This is a genomic window from Bacillus sp. FMQ74 (assembly GCF_001875785.1).
Lineage (GTDB): Bacteria > Bacillota > Bacilli > Bacillales > Bacillaceae > Bacillus > Bacillus stercoris.
The window spans coordinates 51,456-69,669 of sequence record NZ_MOEO01000003.1; the positions used below are offsets into that span (position 1 = coordinate 51,456).

General features: G+C 44.5%; 15 protein-coding genes. 12 read left to right on the top strand and 3 right to left on the bottom strand.

The window, feature by feature from the left end:
* The first annotated feature begins 5 nt into the window (after positions 1–5).
* From prfB to minJ, 8 genes are all read left to right on the top strand, one after another.
* Positions 6–1,107 (top strand): peptide chain release factor 2 gene (prfB, locus tag BLL41_RS07115; protein ID WP_101172229.1). Its coding sequence is split into 2 segments (ribosomal slippage): positions 6–77 and positions 79–1,107, totalling 1,101 coding nucleotides; the frame shifts between segments, so codons are not numbered across the junction.
* A 166-nt stretch (positions 1,108–1,273) separates the two neighbouring features.
* A complete protein-coding gene (locus BLL41_RS07120; protein WP_071577307.1) occupies positions 1,274–2,119 on the top strand; it encodes a YitT family protein in 846 nt (281 codons plus the stop codon).
* Between the two features lie 48 nt (positions 2,120–2,167).
* A complete protein-coding gene (gene cccB, locus BLL41_RS07125) occupies positions 2,168–2,506 on the top strand; it encodes a cytochrome c551 (RefSeq protein WP_063334742.1) in 339 nt (112 codons plus the stop codon).
* Positions 2,507–2,738: 232 nt separating this feature from the next.
* Positions 2,739–3,425: a cell division ATP-binding protein FtsE gene (gene ftsE / locus BLL41_RS07130; protein WP_071577308.1), complete on the top strand. Its 687-nt coding sequence runs from the start codon at positions 2,739–2,741 to the stop codon at positions 3,423–3,425.
* Complete coding sequence (gene ftsX, locus BLL41_RS07135; RefSeq protein ID WP_071577567.1) at positions 3,418–4,308, top strand: permease-like cell division protein FtsX; 891 nt, start codon at positions 3,418–3,420, stop codon at positions 4,306–4,308. Before ftsE ends, ftsX begins: the two co-directional genes overlap by 8 nt.
* A 139-nt stretch (positions 4,309–4,447) precedes the next feature.
* The gene (ctpB, locus tag BLL41_RS07140; RefSeq protein WP_071577309.1) at positions 4,448–5,890 is read left to right on the top strand and encodes a carboxy-terminal processing protease CtpB; all 1,443 of its coding nucleotides are present in this window, start codon (positions 4,448–4,450) and stop codon (positions 5,888–5,890) included.
* Between the two features lie 383 nt (positions 5,891–6,273).
* The gene (gene swrA / locus BLL41_RS07145; protein WP_015251121.1) at positions 6,274–6,627 is read left to right on the top strand and encodes a swarming motility protein SwrAA; all 354 of its coding nucleotides are present in this window, start codon (positions 6,274–6,276) and stop codon (positions 6,625–6,627) included.
* Between the two features lie 78 nt (positions 6,628–6,705).
* Entirely contained in the window at positions 6,706–7,899 is a 1,194-nt protein-coding gene (gene minJ, locus BLL41_RS07150; protein ID WP_071577310.1) for a cell division topological determinant MinJ, read from the top strand.
* Between the two features lie 47 nt (positions 7,900–7,946).
* On the opposite strand, the gene BLL41_RS07155 is transcribed toward minJ, so the two are convergent.
* From BLL41_RS07155 to BLL41_RS07165, 3 genes are all read right to left on the bottom strand, one after another.
* Entirely contained in the window at positions 7,947–9,281 is a 1,335-nt protein-coding gene (locus BLL41_RS07155) for an MFS transporter (protein WP_071577311.1), read from the bottom strand.
* Between the two features lie 30 nt (positions 9,282–9,311).
* Positions 9,312–9,881 (bottom strand): TetR/AcrR family transcriptional regulator, encoded by a 570-nt coding sequence (locus BLL41_RS07160; protein ID WP_071577312.1) that lies wholly within the window; start codon positions 9,879–9,881, stop codon positions 9,312–9,314.
* Between the two features lie 74 nt (positions 9,882–9,955).
* The gene (locus BLL41_RS07165; protein WP_071577313.1) at positions 9,956–12,451 is read right to left on the bottom strand and encodes a PEP/pyruvate-binding domain-containing protein; all 2,496 of its coding nucleotides are present in this window, start codon (positions 12,449–12,451) and stop codon (positions 9,956–9,958) included.
* A gap of 172 nt (positions 12,452–12,623) precedes the next feature.
* Between BLL41_RS07165 and BLL41_RS23010 the strand changes: the two genes are divergently transcribed.
* The 4 genes from BLL41_RS23010 (at position 12,624) to uvrA (ending at position 18,176) form a co-directional block, all read left to right on the top strand.
* Entirely contained in the window at positions 12,624–12,746 is a 123-nt protein-coding gene (locus BLL41_RS23010) for a hypothetical protein (RefSeq protein ID WP_256252398.1), read from the top strand.
* Between the two features lie 148 nt (positions 12,747–12,894).
* Positions 12,895–13,125 (top strand): CsbA family protein, encoded by a 231-nt coding sequence (locus BLL41_RS07170; protein ID WP_003228053.1) that lies wholly within the window; start codon positions 12,895–12,897, stop codon positions 13,123–13,125.
* Positions 13,126–13,309: 184 nt separating this feature from the next.
* Positions 13,310–15,295 (top strand): excinuclease ABC subunit UvrB, encoded by a 1,986-nt coding sequence (gene uvrB, locus BLL41_RS07175; protein WP_003228054.1) that lies wholly within the window; start codon positions 13,310–13,312, stop codon positions 15,293–15,295.
* Between the two features lie 7 nt (positions 15,296–15,302).
* The gene (gene uvrA, locus BLL41_RS07180) at positions 15,303–18,176 is read left to right on the top strand and encodes an excinuclease ABC subunit UvrA (RefSeq protein ID WP_071577314.1); all 2,874 of its coding nucleotides are present in this window, start codon (positions 15,303–15,305) and stop codon (positions 18,174–18,176) included.
* The last annotated feature ends 38 nt before the right edge of the window (positions 18,177–18,214 follow it).

Genomic DNA, 18,214 nt, shown 5'->3' on the forward strand with positions numbered 1-18,214 from the left:
ATGAAATGGAATTATCAGAAATCAGAGCAGAGCTCGAAAATATGGCTTCTCGTTTAGCGGACTTTAGGGGGTCTCTTTGACCTCGAATCAAAGGAGGCCCGCATTGCTGAGCTAGATGAACAAATGGCTGACCCGGAATTCTGGAATGATCAGCAAAAAGCTCAAACGGTTATAAATGAAGCAAACGGTTTAAAGGATTATGTCAATTCGTATAAAAAATTGAATGAATCCCATGAAGAATTACAAATGACTCATGATCTTTTGAAAGAAGAGCCGGACTCTGATCTCCAGCTTGAGCTTGAAAAAGAACTAAAATCATTAACAAAAGAGTTCAATGAGTTTGAGCTTCAGCTTCTTCTCAGCGAGCCGTATGATAAAAATAACGCGATTTTAGAACTGCACCCTGGTGCTGGCGGTACAGAGTCACAGGACTGGGGCTCTATGCTTCTTAGAATGTATACAAGATGGGGAGAGCGCCGCGGCTTTAAAGTAGAAACGCTCGATTACCTTCCAGGTGACGAGGCGGGAATTAAGTCAGTGACATTGCTCATCAAAGGACATAACGCTTACGGATATCTCAAAGCGGAAAAAGGTGTCCATCGTCTCGTGCGGATTTCACCGTTTGATTCATCAGGCCGCCGTCACACGTCTTTCGTGTCCTGTGAAGTCATGCCTGAATTTAACGATGAGATCGATATTGATATCCGTACGGAGGATATTAAAGTTGATACGTACCGTGCCAGCGGAGCGGGCGGACAGCACGTCAATACGACGGATTCAGCCGTTCGGATTACTCACTTGCCGACGAATGTGGTTGTGACGTGCCAAACGGAGCGCTCACAAATTAAAAACCGTGAAAGAGCCATGAAAATGCTGAAGGCCAAGCTGTATCAGCGCAGAATTGAAGAGCAGCAGGCAGAGCTGGATGAAATTCGCGGTGAACAAAAAGAAATCGGCTGGGGAAGCCAAATCCGTTCTTATGTATTCCACCCGTATTCCATGGTAAAAGACCATCGGACTAATACAGAAATGGGGAACGTTCAAGCTGTAATGGATGGTGACATTGATACATTTATTGATGCCTATCTGCGTTCTAAGCTTTCATAAGCTGAAAAACACACCTGATGCATACGGGTGTGTTTTTTTATTCCTCATATCCTTGATTTCACTGCTGCTTTAGCATATTACCACTGTATTTGGGTGTTATTTACATCTAATCAGGGAAGGATTAAAATGCTATCGGAGAGCATTGAAAGAAACGGAGGATATTTTAATGGACGTACGGAATAAAACATTATGGATTTTGCGGGATTATGTATACATATTGATAGGAGCAGCAATTACAGCCGTGTCCTTTAATGTATTTTTGCTTCCGAACAAGATCGCCGCCGGCGGTGTCAGCGGGATCAGTACGATTTTACAATCATATGGTTTTGAAGCAGCGTATGTACAGTGGATTATTAATATTCCTTTATTTATTGCGGGTGTCATTTTGCTCGGCGGGAAATTTGGATTAAAGACACTTGCAGGTTCTGTTTTTTTGCCGCTAGTAGTGTTTTTGACAAGGGATATTCAGCCGGCCACTCACCAGGAACTCTTGGCGGCGATTTTTGGCGGTGTCGGGATAGGTGTCGGAATTGGCATTGTGTACTTAGGGAAAGGTTCGACAGGAGGAACAGCCTTGGCTGCACAGATCATTCATAAGTACTCCGGTCTGTCATTGGGGAAGTGTCTCGCCATCATTGACGGAATGATCGTTGTTACGGCTATGATCGTATTTAATATTGAGCAAGGCTTATATGCCATGCTTGGCGTCTATGTGTCCAGCAAAACCATTGATGTTGTGCAAGTCGGCTTTAATCGTTCCAAAATGGCGCTCATTATTACAAAGCAGGAGCAGGCTGTCAAGGAGGCTGTCTTACAGAAGATTGACAGAGGCGTGACGAAAATTTCAGCTGTTGGCGGATATACTGACGATGACCGTCCGATTTTAATGTGCGTGGTGGGGCAAACTGAATTCACCAAATTGAAACAAATCGTCAAACAGATTGATGAGTCTGCTTTTGTGATTGTAGCAGACGCGAGCGAGGTGCTGGGCGAGGGTTTCAAACGCGCTTAAACGAGGTTATAATATGGAAGAGATCGTAAAGGAGTTGTGCTTCTCAATATGAAATCAAAGTTATCGATACTAATGCTTGGATTTGCGCTTTCTGTTCTGTTGGCTGCCTGCGGTTCAAACGATGCAAAAGAAGAGAAGACAGACACCGGCAGCAAGACGGAAGCCACTGCATCTGAAGGGGAAGAATTATATCAGCAAAGCTGCGTTGGCTGCCATGGCAAGGATTTAGAAGGTGTGTCAGGACCTAATCTCCAAGAGGTCGGAGGCAAATATGACGAACACAAAATTGAAAGCATAATTAAAAACGGCCGCGGCAATATGCCAAAGGGGCTTGTAGATGATAACGAAGCCGCTGTTATTGCCAAATGGCTGTCAGAAAAAAAGTAAGATGAGAAAATCCTTGCCGAGTGCTGGCAAGGATTTTTTATACCTTAACCATATGAATGAAAAGAAACTGTAATAGTATTATGTCTAAATTTGACGTATAATGAAGTGTATTGAAAAAGGAAACTTTCAGATTTTTCATCTTTTTACAAATGAATGGGTCATAAATTGTCGAATGCATTCGAAGAGTATGACCGTGTGATAGATAAAATGATATAAAAGATTAGGTGATTTCATGATAGAAATGAAGGAAGTATATAAAGCCTATCCGAACGGCGTAAAAGCGCTCAATGGGATTTCTGTTACCATTCATCCCGGCGAGTTTGTGTATGTTGTCGGTCCGAGCGGAGCGGGTAAATCTACTTTTATTAAAATGATTTACAGAGAAGAAAAACCGACAAAAGGACAAATTTTAATCAATCATAAAGATCTCGCGGCAATTAAAGAAAAAGAGATACCTTTCGTGCGCCGTAAAATTGGCGTTGTCTTTCAGGATTTCAAGCTTTTGCCGAAACTTACTGTTTTTGAAAATGTGGCATTTGCCCTTGAAGTGATTGGAGAACAGCCGTCTGTCATTAAGAAACGGGTGCTTGAAGTGCTTGATCTCGTGCAGCTGAAGCATAAAGCGAGACAATTTCCTGATCAGCTTTCAGGCGGGGAGCAGCAGCGTGTATCTATTGCCAGATCAATTGTGAACAACCCTGATGTTGTGATTGCTGATGAACCGACAGGAAACCTTGATCCGGATACGTCTTGGGAAGTCATGAAGACGCTGGAGGAAATTAATAACCGCGGGACAACAGTCGTGATGGCGACACATAATAAAGAAATCGTAAACACCATGAAGAAACGTGTCATTGCAATCGAAGATGGTATCATTGTGCGTGATGAGTCAAGAGGGGAGTATGGTTCATATGATTAAAATTCTCGGGCGCCACTTGCGTGAGAGTTTTAAATCTCTCGGGAGAAACACATGGATGACATTTGCATCCATTAGTGCTGTAACCGTTACGCTGATTTTGGTCGGCGTGTTTTTAGTGATTATGCTGAATTTGAATAACATGGCTACGAATGCTGAGAAACAAGTCGAAATCAAAGTGTTGATTGATTTGACTGCAGATCAGAAGGCACAGGACAAGCTTCAGAACGATATTAAGGAACTGAAGGGCATTCAGAGTGTCACGTTTTCATCTAAAGAAAAAGAGCTTGACCAGCTGGTTGACAGCTTTGGTGACAGCGGAAAATCCCTGACGATGAAGGATCAGGAAAACCCGCTTAATGATGCGTTTGTCGTCAAAACGACAGATCCGCATGATACGCCGAACGTGGCGAAAAAGATCGAAAAAATGGATCATGTTTATAAAGTCACTTATGGAAAAGAAGAGGTCAGCCGTTTGTTTAAAGTAGTCGGCGTTTCCCGCAACATCGGAATCGCGTTAATTATCGGCCTGGTATTTACGGCGATGTTCTTAATTTCCAACACCATTAAAATTACAATTTTCGCAAGAAGAAAAGAAATTGAAATCATGAAGCTTGTCGGCGCGACAAACTGGTTTATCCGCTGGCCGTTTTTCCTTGAAGGGTTGCTGCTAGGCATATTTGGTTCTGTGATCCCGATTGCGTTGGTGCTGAGCACTTACCAATACGTCATCGGATGGGTCGTTCCAAAGGTTCAAGGATCATTTGTCTCTCTTCTTCCTTATAATCCATTTGTATTCCAAGTTTCGTTAGTGCTGATTGCAATCGGCGCAGTAATTGGAGTATGGGGAAGTCTGACTTCCATCCGCAAGTTTCTGCGAGTATAAAGTGAAAAAGCCGTCCCGTTTTCGGGGCGGCTTTTCATTTGCCTTCTTTTTCTTCTATGATTACATGAAATCTCCATCCTTTACATATACTATCTCTAGGTTTTGAAAAAGACAGTCTGGCATACAGGAGGAGTAAAGGATGAATCAAAAAATAATGGCTGTGATAGCAGCAGGGAGCATGCTGTTCGGAGGCGCCGGTGTATATGCGGGAATAAACCTGCTTGAAATGGATAAGCCCCAGACTGCAGCAGTTCCCGCGACGGCACAAGCTGACTCTGAACGGGATAAAGCTATGGACAAAATCGAAAAAGCGTATGAGTTAATTTCGAATGAGTACGTAGAAAAAGTTGATAGAGAAAAGCTGCTCGAGGGAGCCATCCAGGGAATGCTGTCTACGCTAAATGATCCTTATTCTGTTTACATGGACAAGCAGACAGCTAAGCAATTTTCTGATTCTCTTGATTCCTCATTTGAAGGCATCGGGGCTGAGGTTGGCATGGAAGACGGCAAAATTATTATTGTTTCCCCATTCAAGAAATCGCCAGCGGAAAAAGCCGGGTTGAAGCCTAATGATGAAATTATCAGCATCAATGGAGAATCGATGGCCGGCAAGGATTTAAACCACGCTGTGTTAAAAATTAGAGGAAAGAAAGGGTCCAGTGTTTCAATGAAGATTCAGCGGCCCGGAACGAAGAAACAGCTGTCATTCCGGATCAAAAGAGCTGAGATTCCGCTCGAAACAGTTTTTGCATCAGAGAAAAAAGTGCAGGGGCATTCTGTCGGATATATTGCCATCTCTACTTTTTCTGAGCATACCGCAGAGGATTTTGCAAAAGCATTGAGAGAGCTTGAGAAAAAAGAAATAGAAGGACTAGTCATTGATGTACGCGGCAATCCGGGCGGATATCTTCAAAGTGTGGAAGAAATACTTAAGCATTTCGTTACAAAGGATCAGCCGTATATACAGATTGCTGAACGCAATGGAGATAAAAAACGTTATTTCTCAACATTGGCCCATAAAAAAGCGTACCCTGTCAATGTGATTACGGATAAAGGAAGTGCCTCCGCATCAGAAATTCTTGCCGGCGCATTAAAGGAGGCTGGCCATTATGATGTTGTAGGCGATACGTCTTTTGGCAAGGGAACGGTTCAACAGGCTGTGCCAATGGGGGACGGCAGCAACATCAAATTAACGCTTTACAAGTGGCTGACGCCAAATGGAAACTGGATTCATAAGAAAGGAATTGAGCCGACCATTGCGATTAAGCAGCCCGATTATTTCTCCGCAGGGCCATTGCAGCTGAAAGAGCCGCTTAAAGTGGACATGAACAATGAAGATGTCAAGCATGCGCAGATATTGTTAAAAGGTCTCAGCTTTGATCCGGGACGTGAGGATGGCTATTTCAGCAAAGACATGAAAAAAGCGGTTATGGCCTTTCAGGATCAAAACAAGCTGAATAAAACGGGTGTAATCGATACGCGCACTGCGGAGGCACTGAATCAGCAGATAGAAAAGAAAAAATCAGATGAAAAAAATGATTTGCAGCTTCAAACAGCGTTGAAATCATTATTTGTCAATTAGAGGAGATGGTATTCCATCTCCTGTTTCTTTATGCTTAAAGAGATTATGGATCATAAGTCACATAAAAAATGAGTTTTTGACAAGAAATTAAAAAAATTTTCACAAATAAACATTTATAAAGGACTGTTATTACCCGATATCAATATATGAGAGAGACTTTCTAACGAGTTAATATGCATTTAAAATGAAACTTTTGCAAGTTGCCTAGTCTTTGTTTACTTCATACAATATAAGAAGGTTCTAAAAAGAACAGTAATCAGGTTTATGGCAGCTGAACGACAGGTATTTAAAGAGTAACGTTAGCGAGAATGCTTGTTAGCACTCCAGTACTGCTGCGTATACTGGCCCGTGCTTATCTGTATAAAGAAAATGGGGGTTCACAATTGAAGAGGGCAAGTATTGTGCGTGAGAAAAAATATTATGAATTAGTGGAACAATTAAAAGACAGAACACAAGACGTAACATTTTCAGCTACAAAAGCACTAAGTCTTCTTATGCTGTTCAGCAGATATTTGGTCAATTACACCAATGTCGAATCAGTAAATGACATTAATGAGGAATGTGCCAAACATTATTTTAACTACTTAATGAAAAACCATAAGCGATTAGGAATTAATCTGACAGATATAAAAAGGTCGATGCATCTAATCAGCGGGTTACTGGATGTGGATGTAAACCACTATTTAAAGGATTTTTCACTATCGAATGTCACGCTGTGGATGACGCAAGAGAGATAAACTCTCCTGAGGATATCCAAGCCATTTAATATTTGATAGAATATGAGTAACATGTTTGGCTTGAGGCGGTGAGAGATAGTGTCTGTTCAATGGGGAATTGAACTGTTAAAAAGCGCGGGCCTGTTCTTCTTACACCCGCTTTTCTGGTTTTTTATCATCATAACCCTGGCTTTCGGCTATGTAAGAATCAAACGGGAACGCAAAACCTTTCATACAAGAATAGCAGATATTTATGATGATCTGAAATTTACATATACAAAGGGACTGATTCCAGGTTTTCTTTTGTCAGTTGTTTTAGGTGGACTCGGAATATCGATTCCTCTCGGTTTACTTGCGATTATTGCCGTTATCACTGCAGCGGCAGCGTTCACTCTTCGCGCAAACTGGATGTCTGCTGCATATATCGTCAGTGTGAGTATGCTGATAGGTTTTGGACTGCAAGTCTATCAGGCGGAGCCCTTTCTGGAGAGATTTCCGCAAGGATTTGCAGTTGTTTGGCCGGCTGTGGCTGTGTTTCTAGGTTTGCTGATTATCACTGAAGGAGCGGTTGCTTATCGTTCTGCGCATGTGAGAACATCACCGGCACTTGTCGTAAGCAGCCGCGGTTTGCCGATCGGACAGCAGCTGGCAAACCGGGTTTGGCTTTTGCCGCTGTTCCTTCTCGTGCCCGGTAATGGTTTAGAATCGCATCTTAGCTGGTGGCCTGTGTTTACTGTTCCCGGCGGCTCATTCCATTTTTTATGGATTCCTTACTTTGTCGGATTCGGACAAAGGGTACAGGGGTCGCTGCCTGAAACGAGTATAAGGATCACAGCGAAACGCGTTTGTATTCTCGGCCTTTTCGTCACAGTTCTCGGTGCAGCGAGCTTATTGTGGACGCCGCTTGCGGGTGCAGCTGTCTGTACAGCTTTGTTAGGGCGTATTTTTCTGTCTATAAAGCAAAGGGTGAATGATAACGGCGCTCCGTTTTATTTCTCGAAACGGGATCAGGGCTTAATGGTGCTTGGGATTATCCCCAATACGCCGGCTGAGGACCTGGAATTGAAAATCGGAGAAATCATTACAAAAGTCAACGGGATACCGGTTAAAAACGTTTCCGATTTCTATGAGGCGCTCCAGCATAACCGTGCATATGTGAAGCTTGAAATTATCGGTTTGAATGGCGAAATTCGTTTTGACCAGCGAGCTTCTTATGAAGGAGAACATCATGAATTGGGCATCCTCTTCGTAAAGGATGAACATGAAGACGAAGCAGCTGCTTCGGGATCATAAAAGGCAGCCCGGCACCGCAGGAAGATGCGGTGCCGGGCTGTTTTGTATTACGCTGAGTTTTTTTCTATCTGTGCCGTTTCATCAGATTTGATGCCCAATGAAACAAAAACGCCGATAATGGATACAGCAAAGAGAATCATAAATAGGGTGTGATATCCCGAAATCAGGCCGATTAAGGCTGATGAAATGATGCTTCCGAAATAGCGGAAGGTCGAGAAAATGCCGGATGCCACTCCTGACATACTGGGATCTACTGTGGCAAGGGATGACACCTGCATGCTGGTCAGACCGATTCCGGAAGCAAGCCCGCCAAGGATAAGAGACAGCATGAGAAACAAGACGGAATGCGAGCTGCTTAACAGCAAAAATAATAGATTCGCTCCAGCCATCATAGCAAATGAAAGAAAAATGATTTTTTTTGCTCCCCACTTGTGATGGAACTGTGCGCCCACCCAGTTGCTGGCTGACATGAAGATCGAAAATACAGAAAGCGCCATCCCGCTGTTAGACGTAGTAAGCCCAAATTGGTTCGTCATGAATAACGGCATGATCAATAAGACGGCATACATCATTAAATTGCTTAACAAGACTGATAGATTGGCATTTGTAAAGGTTGAGCTTCTAAACAGTGCAAAGTCAATGATGGGATGCTGCGTACGTTTTTCTCTTCTGAAAAAAAGCGGAACAAAAAGAAGTATTAATACACTGTATACCGCATAACCCCACGAAGCCTCATTTTTCGTCAGCAGGATAATGGAAACGATGCTGCCTGCAAGCAAGAGAGAGCCGATGATATCCAGCGGCGCGTCAGATTTATTTTCTTTATATTGAGGAAACATCGTTAATGCTGTAAATAAAGCAATGGCGAGGAACGGGATGTTGACCCAAAAAATCGAATGCCAGCTGAAGCTGTCAATCAGTATAGAGCCGATAAAAGGCCCGAGTGCTGCACCAAGTCCCGCGCCCAGCCCGAAAAATCCAAACACTTTCGGCAGGCGTTTTTCAGAAACCACATGCCGGATAATGGCAATGCTGTTTGGCGTAAGCAATGCCCCGCCGACTGCCTGCAATGCCCGAAAGACAATTAACAGGAGCAGACTTGGTGAGAGAGCGCAGCCTAGGGATGCGAATAGAAATAGGCCGACTCCCCATAAGTACATTGTTTTATTGCCGTACATGTCACCGAGCTTTCCTGCAATCGGCTGTGTGACTGCCATCACGATTAAATAAACGGTAACCACCCAAGTGATGCTTGCGAGGGATTCGTTATACGTATGGGAAATAGATGAGAGCGCGACCGCGATCATCGTTGAGTTAATGGGAACCAGAATGGCCCCTAATAATAGCGAGACGATCAGCGCCCATTCTTTTCTTGAGCTCATTGGGATCCTCCTTTTTATTATGCCAAGGAGTTAATCAGCAGAAATTCCTTTGACAAATAGAGCTGTGCTGTGCTCCAGCATTTTTTCCTGGGGCATTGATATGACCCGATTTCCTAAATGGAGACGGTGAATGAAATAACCGAAGATAATCGACATAAACACGTCGGCATGCTCCGCTTCATTTCCTGTCTGAATAACCCCTTTTTCACCCATCGTTTTGAGATAATCAACCAATAGCTGTTTCATAGATTGGGGATATTCAGTGACGTGGTTAATGACATCCTGAAACATGGCCGGTTCACGAAAGCTGATTTTAATGATATCTTTTCTTTGTTCGAGTTCCTCCAAGAGACAGGTTCCGATATGAAGCAGGTCTTTGTACAAATCCCCTTCGGTTTGTTCCAAAATGCTGCTTCTGTTTGGAGAATGCTGAGAAAGCAAAGCCTCAACTAGTCCTTGTTTGTTTTTAAAGTTCCTGAAAATCGTCGCTTCACTTACATTTGCTTTTTCTGCGATTTCTTTTGTAGTCGTTGCGCGATATCCTTTTTTGACGAGAAGCTGCATGGCAGCGTCAAGGATTCTCTTGTTTGTCGGTCTCAATACGTTTCACCTCACGAATATACTGGCAGGACAAGTATACACCTGCCCCGCTTGTATAAGAAAGAGGGGACGCATTAGGACCGGCTGACAACTGTGATTTTGCCGCTGCTTCCGTCAACCGTGATGATGTCTCCGTCTCGCAGTCTTTCTGTTGCCGTGCGTGTGCCGAGAACGGCTGGAATGCCGTATTCACGGGCAATAATCGCAGCGTGAGACAAAATGCCGCCTGTGTCTGTAATAACCGCTTTGGCGTCTTGAAACAGGCTGGTCCACAGCGGTGTGGTCATTTTGCAAACGAGTACGTCCCCAGGCGCGAATTGCGAAAATTCACTGGCGTCCCGAATGATCTTCACCGGGCCTGTCGCAATGCCGCTTGATGCCGCAATGCCAAAAATATGATTCTCTGTGTTTTTTTCATCCTCTATCACAGCGCCGACGATTTCTTCAGCAGCTTTGAGCTGTTCTTTTGTCGGGGTGCCGAGATAGGCAGGGGCCTGGGCCAGCTCATACTCATGAAAGGTCTGCCTGCGTTTTTCAGCCTTTTCTTGCAGGGATACAGGGTGAAGAAGCGCGTGTTCCACTTCGTCGTCATATAAGAACCAAAGATCCTCACGATCTTGAATAACACCGTTTTCCGCCAGCAATTCACCTACCTTCAGCAGAAAGATTCTCGCCTTGGCATCCAGCATGGCGTCAATATAAAAGTGGTGATCATCTTTTATATTTGCAGAGTTCAGCGTCCATTGATAGAGGCGGTCAAATTCTGTGCGTAAATCGGGATCTTCTATGTTTTCCAAGAATTCATTGTATAATTTCTCTCGTTTTTCTTTCGTTTTCTGAAATTCATTGTCAAAATGATAGCCATTACGGACATAATTTTGAATATTGGCCAGAGCAAAATACGGATTTTCCGCCCAGATTTGTTCAACCAGATCATGACTTTTAACAGATCTCCATCCGTATTCTTGCAAGAATTCATGGATGTTCTTCAGGAAGTGTCTTCCCTCATCTGTTTGTTCCAATTTCTCTTGGAGCTGTTCAGGCTTGTTGTTTTCAAAAATGGCCAAGAGATGCGGATTCTCCTGAACTTCAACGGAAAATAGCCATAGGCGACGGTCAGTTTCCAGCGATTTGTTCATTTTCCCTGTCAGCATCTCGTAAAAATGAGCGTTTTCGGACTCTCCTTGAATGTCCTGATACATCGCTTGCAGTTTGTTTGTTAGAAGGATTTGCGGGAAAACGATATTGAAGTGCTCTTCATATGCCGTGGGATAAAAGGCCTTTAGTTGTCGAAAAGCATCCAGTGCGCTTTCTGCGGTATGCTCAGTTTGCGCGAGCTGATCTAGCGTCTCGTAAAATGGAAGGTACGTGTGATTGATGATGTCATACATACGCTCCGATAAAATTGGAAAAAGCTCTTTGCCACAGTCTTCAGCAGGTGGCTGCTGCCCTCCTTGGTTTTTCGAATAAATATGTCCGCGATAAAGTTTTACTTCATCAACAACTACACCAATCGGAAACTTTTGCATGCTCTTCTTCAAGCCATATTCCAATGCCGGCACGATGAAGGATGAAAATAACGGACTCACCGGACCTTCAATATTAGACTCCATGTTAAGCCAGAAATCATTCATATCAGCGTCGGTAATCATGAAGCTGCGTTTTTCTTCTGCCGCCCTTTTGTCCTGTTCAATGGTTGTAATCGGGCGAGCTTGCAGAAGGTATACTTGATGATCAGCAATTCCAAATTCTATATCAACAGGATACCCGTACAGGTTTTCAGTTTTTTTTGTGATCTCAGCCAATTCAATCACTTGTTCATCTATAAGGCAAAAACGGCTCCGCATGTCTTCACTCGTTTCCTTTTCAGCAATTCCCTCTGCCGCAGACTCCATGTAGATTTCCTTTGCCCCTATTTCTTTCTGAATCTGAAACGAAGATTTATGAACAATGAACGTGTCTGGGGTAACACTTCCTGAAACGACAGCTTCACCCAACCCGTAGCTGGCGCTGATTAAAAGCTCTCTATCATCATGGGTAACAGGGTTGCGGCTGAAAATAACACCTGACACTTCTGAATTGATCAGGCCCTGAACGACCACTCCCATTAACGGCTCTGTGATTTGGTTGTTCATTTTTTTCTTATAGCTGCTGACTCGCCCTGAAAAAAATGAGGCCCAGCATTCTTTCACTTTAGCCAGAAACTCTTCCTCTGTTTTGATATTTAAGTAGGTTTCATACTGACCCGCGAATGAGGCGCCTTCTAAATCTTCCGAAGCAGATGAAGAACGCACGGCTACGGATCGATATGATTCTCTAAGCTGATAAAAGGAACTAGTCAGCTCATCTTTCAGCTCATCCGAAAATGTTCCGGAAATGATCCCGCTTTCGACGTTTTCACTAGTCTCATGAAGCTGGTTGTCCTCCATAAAACGTGCGAGCGCGTTCGTTTGAATAATAAACCCGTCCGGAACAGGAAGACCGTGTTTGGTCAATTTAATCAAATTCATTCCTTTTGCTCCAGCCATCTGGCTGGACTCTTCTGCCTGGCGAAATAAAACAGAATACATAGTTGAAAACCCCTCTTTCCTTCATTTTATTTTTCTCTCTAGTCTTTTTATGGCGGAGCCTGTGTTTAAAAAATGATAGTAAACACTATCATTCCATTGTAGGTTTTCAGGAAAATGCTGTCAAACGCAGAAAGTCCTAAATAAAATGAATAGTAAAGTTGGTTATATTATCATGAAATATACGGACGCACTGGTGCTGTATACCTATTTTCTTTTATTCTCGGAATCTGGCGGCGGACTTGATGATGTAAACAAAAAAAGTGCTGCTGTGTGGAACAGCAGCACAATGGAATAAGTATTTTCCGGCACCAAAATGCAAATATGGTGATTGATTTTGGCTGAAAAGGGGTATGGTGTAGGAGAGGGAGCGAATGGACGATTGTCCGATTCTTCATTTTTTACTATAATCAGATCAGATGAAGAATCCCTGAGGAGGGTTTTTGTTGATTACAAAAGCCGTTTTTGCATTGTTTTTCCCTTTTATGCTTGTCGTTCTATTTACTAGAGTCACTTTTAATCATTATGTGGCGATCGCTCTAACAGCTGCATTGCTGTTTGCCTCTTATTTAAAAGGCTATACAGAAACGTATTTTATTGTAGGATTGGATGTTGTATCTCTTGTGGCTGGCGGACTGTATATGGCCAAAAAAGCTGCAGAGAAAAAAGAAGAATAAATCGGACATAATGAATATAAAGACCGAATACCTGCTTTTACGTTTAAAAAGCAGGTTTTTTATACACAAAAACAAATGGAAATAAAAACCACCGAACTTTAGTTCGTATTTTTAGTGATTTTGCTTTCCATTGTGTTACTATATCTATAGGAAGATTTCGTTAAAGAAACGGAGGCTTATTTTTGTGAAAGATCGCTTTGAGTTAGTCTCGAAATATCAGCCCCAGGGAGATCAGCCGAAAGCCATTGAAAAGCTTGTAAAAGGAATTCAGGAGGGCAAGAAGCATCAGACTCTGCTGGGTGCGACAGGAACTGGGAAAACATTTACGGTGTCCAATTTGATTAAAGAAGTCAATAAGCCGACTCTCGTGATTGCCCATAACAAAACCCTTGCCGGACAGCTTTACAGTGAGTTCAAGGAATTTTTTCCGAACAATGCTGTCGAGTACTTTGTCAGTTACTATGATTATTATCAGCCGGAGGCGTATGTGCCTCAAACGGATACATTTATAGAGAAAGACGCAAGTATTAATGATGAAATTGATAAACTGAGACACTCCGCCACATCGGCTCTGTTTGAGCGTAGAGATGTCATTATTATTGCGAGTGTGTCTTGTATATACGGCCTCGGTTCGCCTGAGGAATACCGGGAAATGGTCGTGTCGTTGCGGACTGAAATGGAAATTGAGCGCAACGAGCTGCTCAGAAAACTTGTAGACATCCAATATGCCCGCAACGATATCGACTTTCAGCGCGGTACATTTCGTGTGCGCGGGGATGTAGTGGAAATCTTCCCGGCATCCCGTGATGAGCATTGTATCAGAGTTGAATTTTTCGGTGACGAAATTGAACGGATTCGGGAAGTGGATGCGCTGACAGGAGAAATTCTCGGCGACCGTGATCATGTTGCGATATTCCCGGCGTCCCACTTCGTAACGCGGGCCGAGAAAATGGAGAAAGCGATCCAAAATATCGAGAAAGAGCTTGAGGAACAGCTGAAGGTCATGCACGAAAACGGCAAGCTGCTTGAAGCGCAGCGTTTAGAGCAGCGGACAAGATATGATCTTGAAATGATGCGTGAAATGGGTTTCTGTTCCGGCATCGAGAACTATTCAAGACATTTGACTCTGCGGCCTCCAGGTTCAACGCCGTATACACTTCTTGATTATTTCCCGGACGATTTTATGATCGTGGTGGATGAGTCGCATGTAACCATTCCTCAGGTGCGCGGCATGTTTAACGGAGACCAGGCGCGGAAACAGGTGCTCGTGGATCACGGCTTCCGGCTTCCATCAGCCCTTGATAACCGTCCGCTTCGTTTTGAGGAATTTGAAAAGCATATGCACAATATCGTGTATGTATCAGCAACACCAGGGCCGTACGAGATTGAACATACAGATGAAATGGTCGAACAGATCATTCGTCCGACGGGGCTTCTTGACCCGCTTATCGATGTCCGTCCAATCGAAGGCCAGATTGACGACTTGATTGGCGAAATTCAAGCAAGGATCGAGCGGAATGAACGGGTGCTTGTAACAACTTTGACGAAGAAGATGTCAGAGGATCTGACTGATTATTTAAAGGAAATCGGCATTAAAGTAAATTATCTGCATTCTGAGATCAAGACGCTTGAACGGATTGAAATTATTCGTGACTTGCGCCTTGGCAAGTACGATGTGCTTGTCGGCATCAACCTGCTGAGGGAAGGGCTGGACATTCCCGAAGTATCCTTAGTTGCGATTTTGGATGCGGATAAGGAAGGCTTCCTTCGTTCGGAGCGTTCGCTGATCCAGACCATTGGGCGGGCAGCGAGGAATGCGGAAGGCCGCGTCATTATGTACGCCGATAAAATAACGAAGTCTATGGAAATTGCGATCAATGAAACAAAACGACGCCGCGAGCAGCAGGAGCGGTTTAATGAAGAGCACGGCATTACGCCGAAAACGATAAATAAAGAAATTCGCGATGTCATTCGTGCCACAGTAGCAGCTGAGGATAAAGCGGAATACAAAACAAAAGCCGCGCCGAAGCTGTCGAAAATGACGAAGAAAGAACGCCAGAAAGTCGTTGAACAGATGGAGCATGAAATGAAGGAAGCCGCCAAGGCGCTTGACTTTGAAAGAGCCGCGGAGCTTCGCGATTTACTTTTAGAGCTAAAAGCGGAAGGATGATGAACAAATGGCTATGGATCGGATAGAGGTGAAGGGAGCCAGGGCGCATAACCTGAAAAATATAGATGTAACAATTCCGAGAGATCAGCTTGTCGTTGTCACAGGTTTGTCTGGATCAGGAAAATCCTCCCTTGCCTTTGACACGATATATGCTGAAGGACAGAGACGGTATGTCGAGTCGCTGTCTGCTTATGCCCGCCAGTTTTTAGGGCAAATGGATAAGCCTGATGTTGATGCAATTGAGGGACTGTCTCCCGCCATCAGCATCGATCAGAAAACAACGAGCCGCAATCCGAGGTCTACTGTCGGTACGGTAACGGAGATTTATGACTATCTGCGTCTTTTATATGCGAGAGTAGGGAAGCCTCATTGCCCGGAGCACGGAATTGAGATTACATCCCAGACCATCGAGCAAATGGTGGACAGAATTCTGGAATACCCGGAACGGACGAAGCTTCAGGTGCTGGCGCCGATTGTATCCGGCAGAAAGGGCGCCCATGTCAAGGTGCTTGAACAGATTAGAAAACAAGGCTATGTCAGAGTCAGAATTGACGGCGAGATGGCTGAGCTTTCTGACGATATCGAATTAGAAAAGAATAAGAAGCATTCCATTGAGGTTGTCATTGACCGGATTGTGGTGAAAGAAGGCGTGGCTGCCCGTCTGGCAGATTCATTGGAAACGGCGCTCCGTTTAGGTGAAGGACGGGTTATGATTGATGTCATCGGTGAGGAAGAGCTGATGTTCAGCGAGCATCATGCCTGTCCGCACTGCGGATTTTCAATCGGTGAGCTTGAGCCGCGCCTGTTTTCGTTTAACAGTCCGTTCGGGGCGTGTCCGACGTGTGACGGTCTCGGAATGAAGCTTGAAGTGGATGCTGACCTTGTCATCCCCAATCAAGATTTGTCATTGAAGGAGAATGCGGTCGCCCCTTGGACACCGATCAGCTCGCAATATTATCCTCAGCTGCTTGAGGCAGTCTGCACCCACTACGGGATTGATATGGATGTGCCGGTCAAAGATCTGCCGAAGCATCAACTGGATAAAGTGCTGTACGGCAGCGGAGATGACCTGATTTATTTCCGATATGAAAATGATTTTGGACAAATCCGTGAAGGTGAAATTCAATTTGAAGGCGTATTGCGCAACATTGAAAGACGCTATAAGGAGACAGGCTCTGATTTTATCCGTGAGCAAATGGAGCAGTATATGTCCCAAAAATCTTGTCCGACATGCAAAGGCTATCGGTTAAAGAAAGAGGCGCTTGCCGTATTGATTGACGGACGCCACATCGGAAAAATTACCGAGCAGTCTGTGGCCGACGCACTCGCCTTTTTCAAAGGCCTTACCCTTTCTGAGAAGGATATGCAGATCGCCAATTTGATTTTGCGCGAAATTGTGGAGCGCTTAAGCTTTCTGGACAAAGTCGGCCTTGATTACCTGACATTGAGCAGGGCAGCGGGAACGCTGTCCGGTGGAGAGGCACAGCGCATCAGGCTGGCGACTCAAATTGGCTCGCGCTTATCCGGTGTGCTTTATATTTTAGATGAGCCGTCTATCGGTCTGCATCAGCGTGATAACGACCGCTTGATCAGCGCACTGAAAAATATGAGAGACCTCGGGAACACGCTGATTGTTGTCGAACATGATGAGGACACGATGATGGCAGCGGACTATTTAATAGATATTGGACCGGGTGCCGGCATTCACGGCGGACAGGTGACATCTGCAGGTACGCCGGAAGAAGTGATGAAAGATCCAAACTCATTAACTGGCAGCTATTTATCAGGGAAAAAGTTTATCCCATTGCCTCCTGAAAGAAGAAAGCCGGACGGACGGTACATTGAAATTAAAGGCGCTTCAGAAAACAACCTGAAAAAAGTGAATACCAAGTTCCCGCTTGGGACGTTTACAGCAGTTACAGGTGTTTCCGGTTCAGGAAAGAGTACACTCGTTAATGAAATTTTGCATAAGGCACTGGCGCAGAAGCTTCATAAAGCGAAAGCGAAGCCCGGCAGCCATAAAGAGATAAAAGGTTTGGATCATTTAGACAAAGTCATCGACATTGACCAGGCGCCAATCGGTAGAACGCCGAGATCTAACCCTGCGACATACACCGGTGTGTTTGATGACATTCGTGATGTATTCGCGCAGACAAATGAAGCGAAGGTCCGCGGCTACAAAAAAGGCCGTTTCAGCTTTAACGTGAAGGGCGGGCGATGTGAAGCCTGCCGCGGAGACGGGATTATTAAAATTGAAATGCACTTCCTTCCTGACGTATACGTTCCATGCGAGGTGTGTCACGGCAAACGCTATAACCGGGAAACGCTTGAAGTGACGTACAAAGGAAAAAGCATCTCTGATGTGCTTGATATGACGGTTGAAGATGCTCTTTCTTTCTTTGAAAATATCCCGAAAATCAAACGCAAGCTTCAAACCCTTTATGATGTTGGATTAGGTTATATTACGCTCGGCCAGCCGGCGACGACCTTGTCGGGCGGAGAAGCGCAGCGCGTGAAGCTCGCATCAGAGCTGCACAAACGCTCGACCGGACGCACGCTCTATATTTTAGATGAGCCGACGACAGGTTTGCATGTCGACGATATCGCCAGACTTCTTGTCGTGCTGCAACGGTTGGTAGACAACGGAGATACTGTACTGGTTATTGAGCACAACCTTGATATCATTAAAACGGCCGATTACATTGTGGATCTGGGCCCGGAAGGCGGAGCCGGAGGCGGAACCATTGTCGCGTCAGGAACACCTGAGGAAATCACTGAAGCGGAAGAATCGTATACAGGCCGTTATTTGAAGCCTGTTATGGAGCGTGACAAAAAACGCATGAAGTCGCTCTTGGAAGCGAAAGAAACGGCTACATCTTAAAGAGAGAACAGCTTGCCAGCAAGTCCATCCAAGGGCTT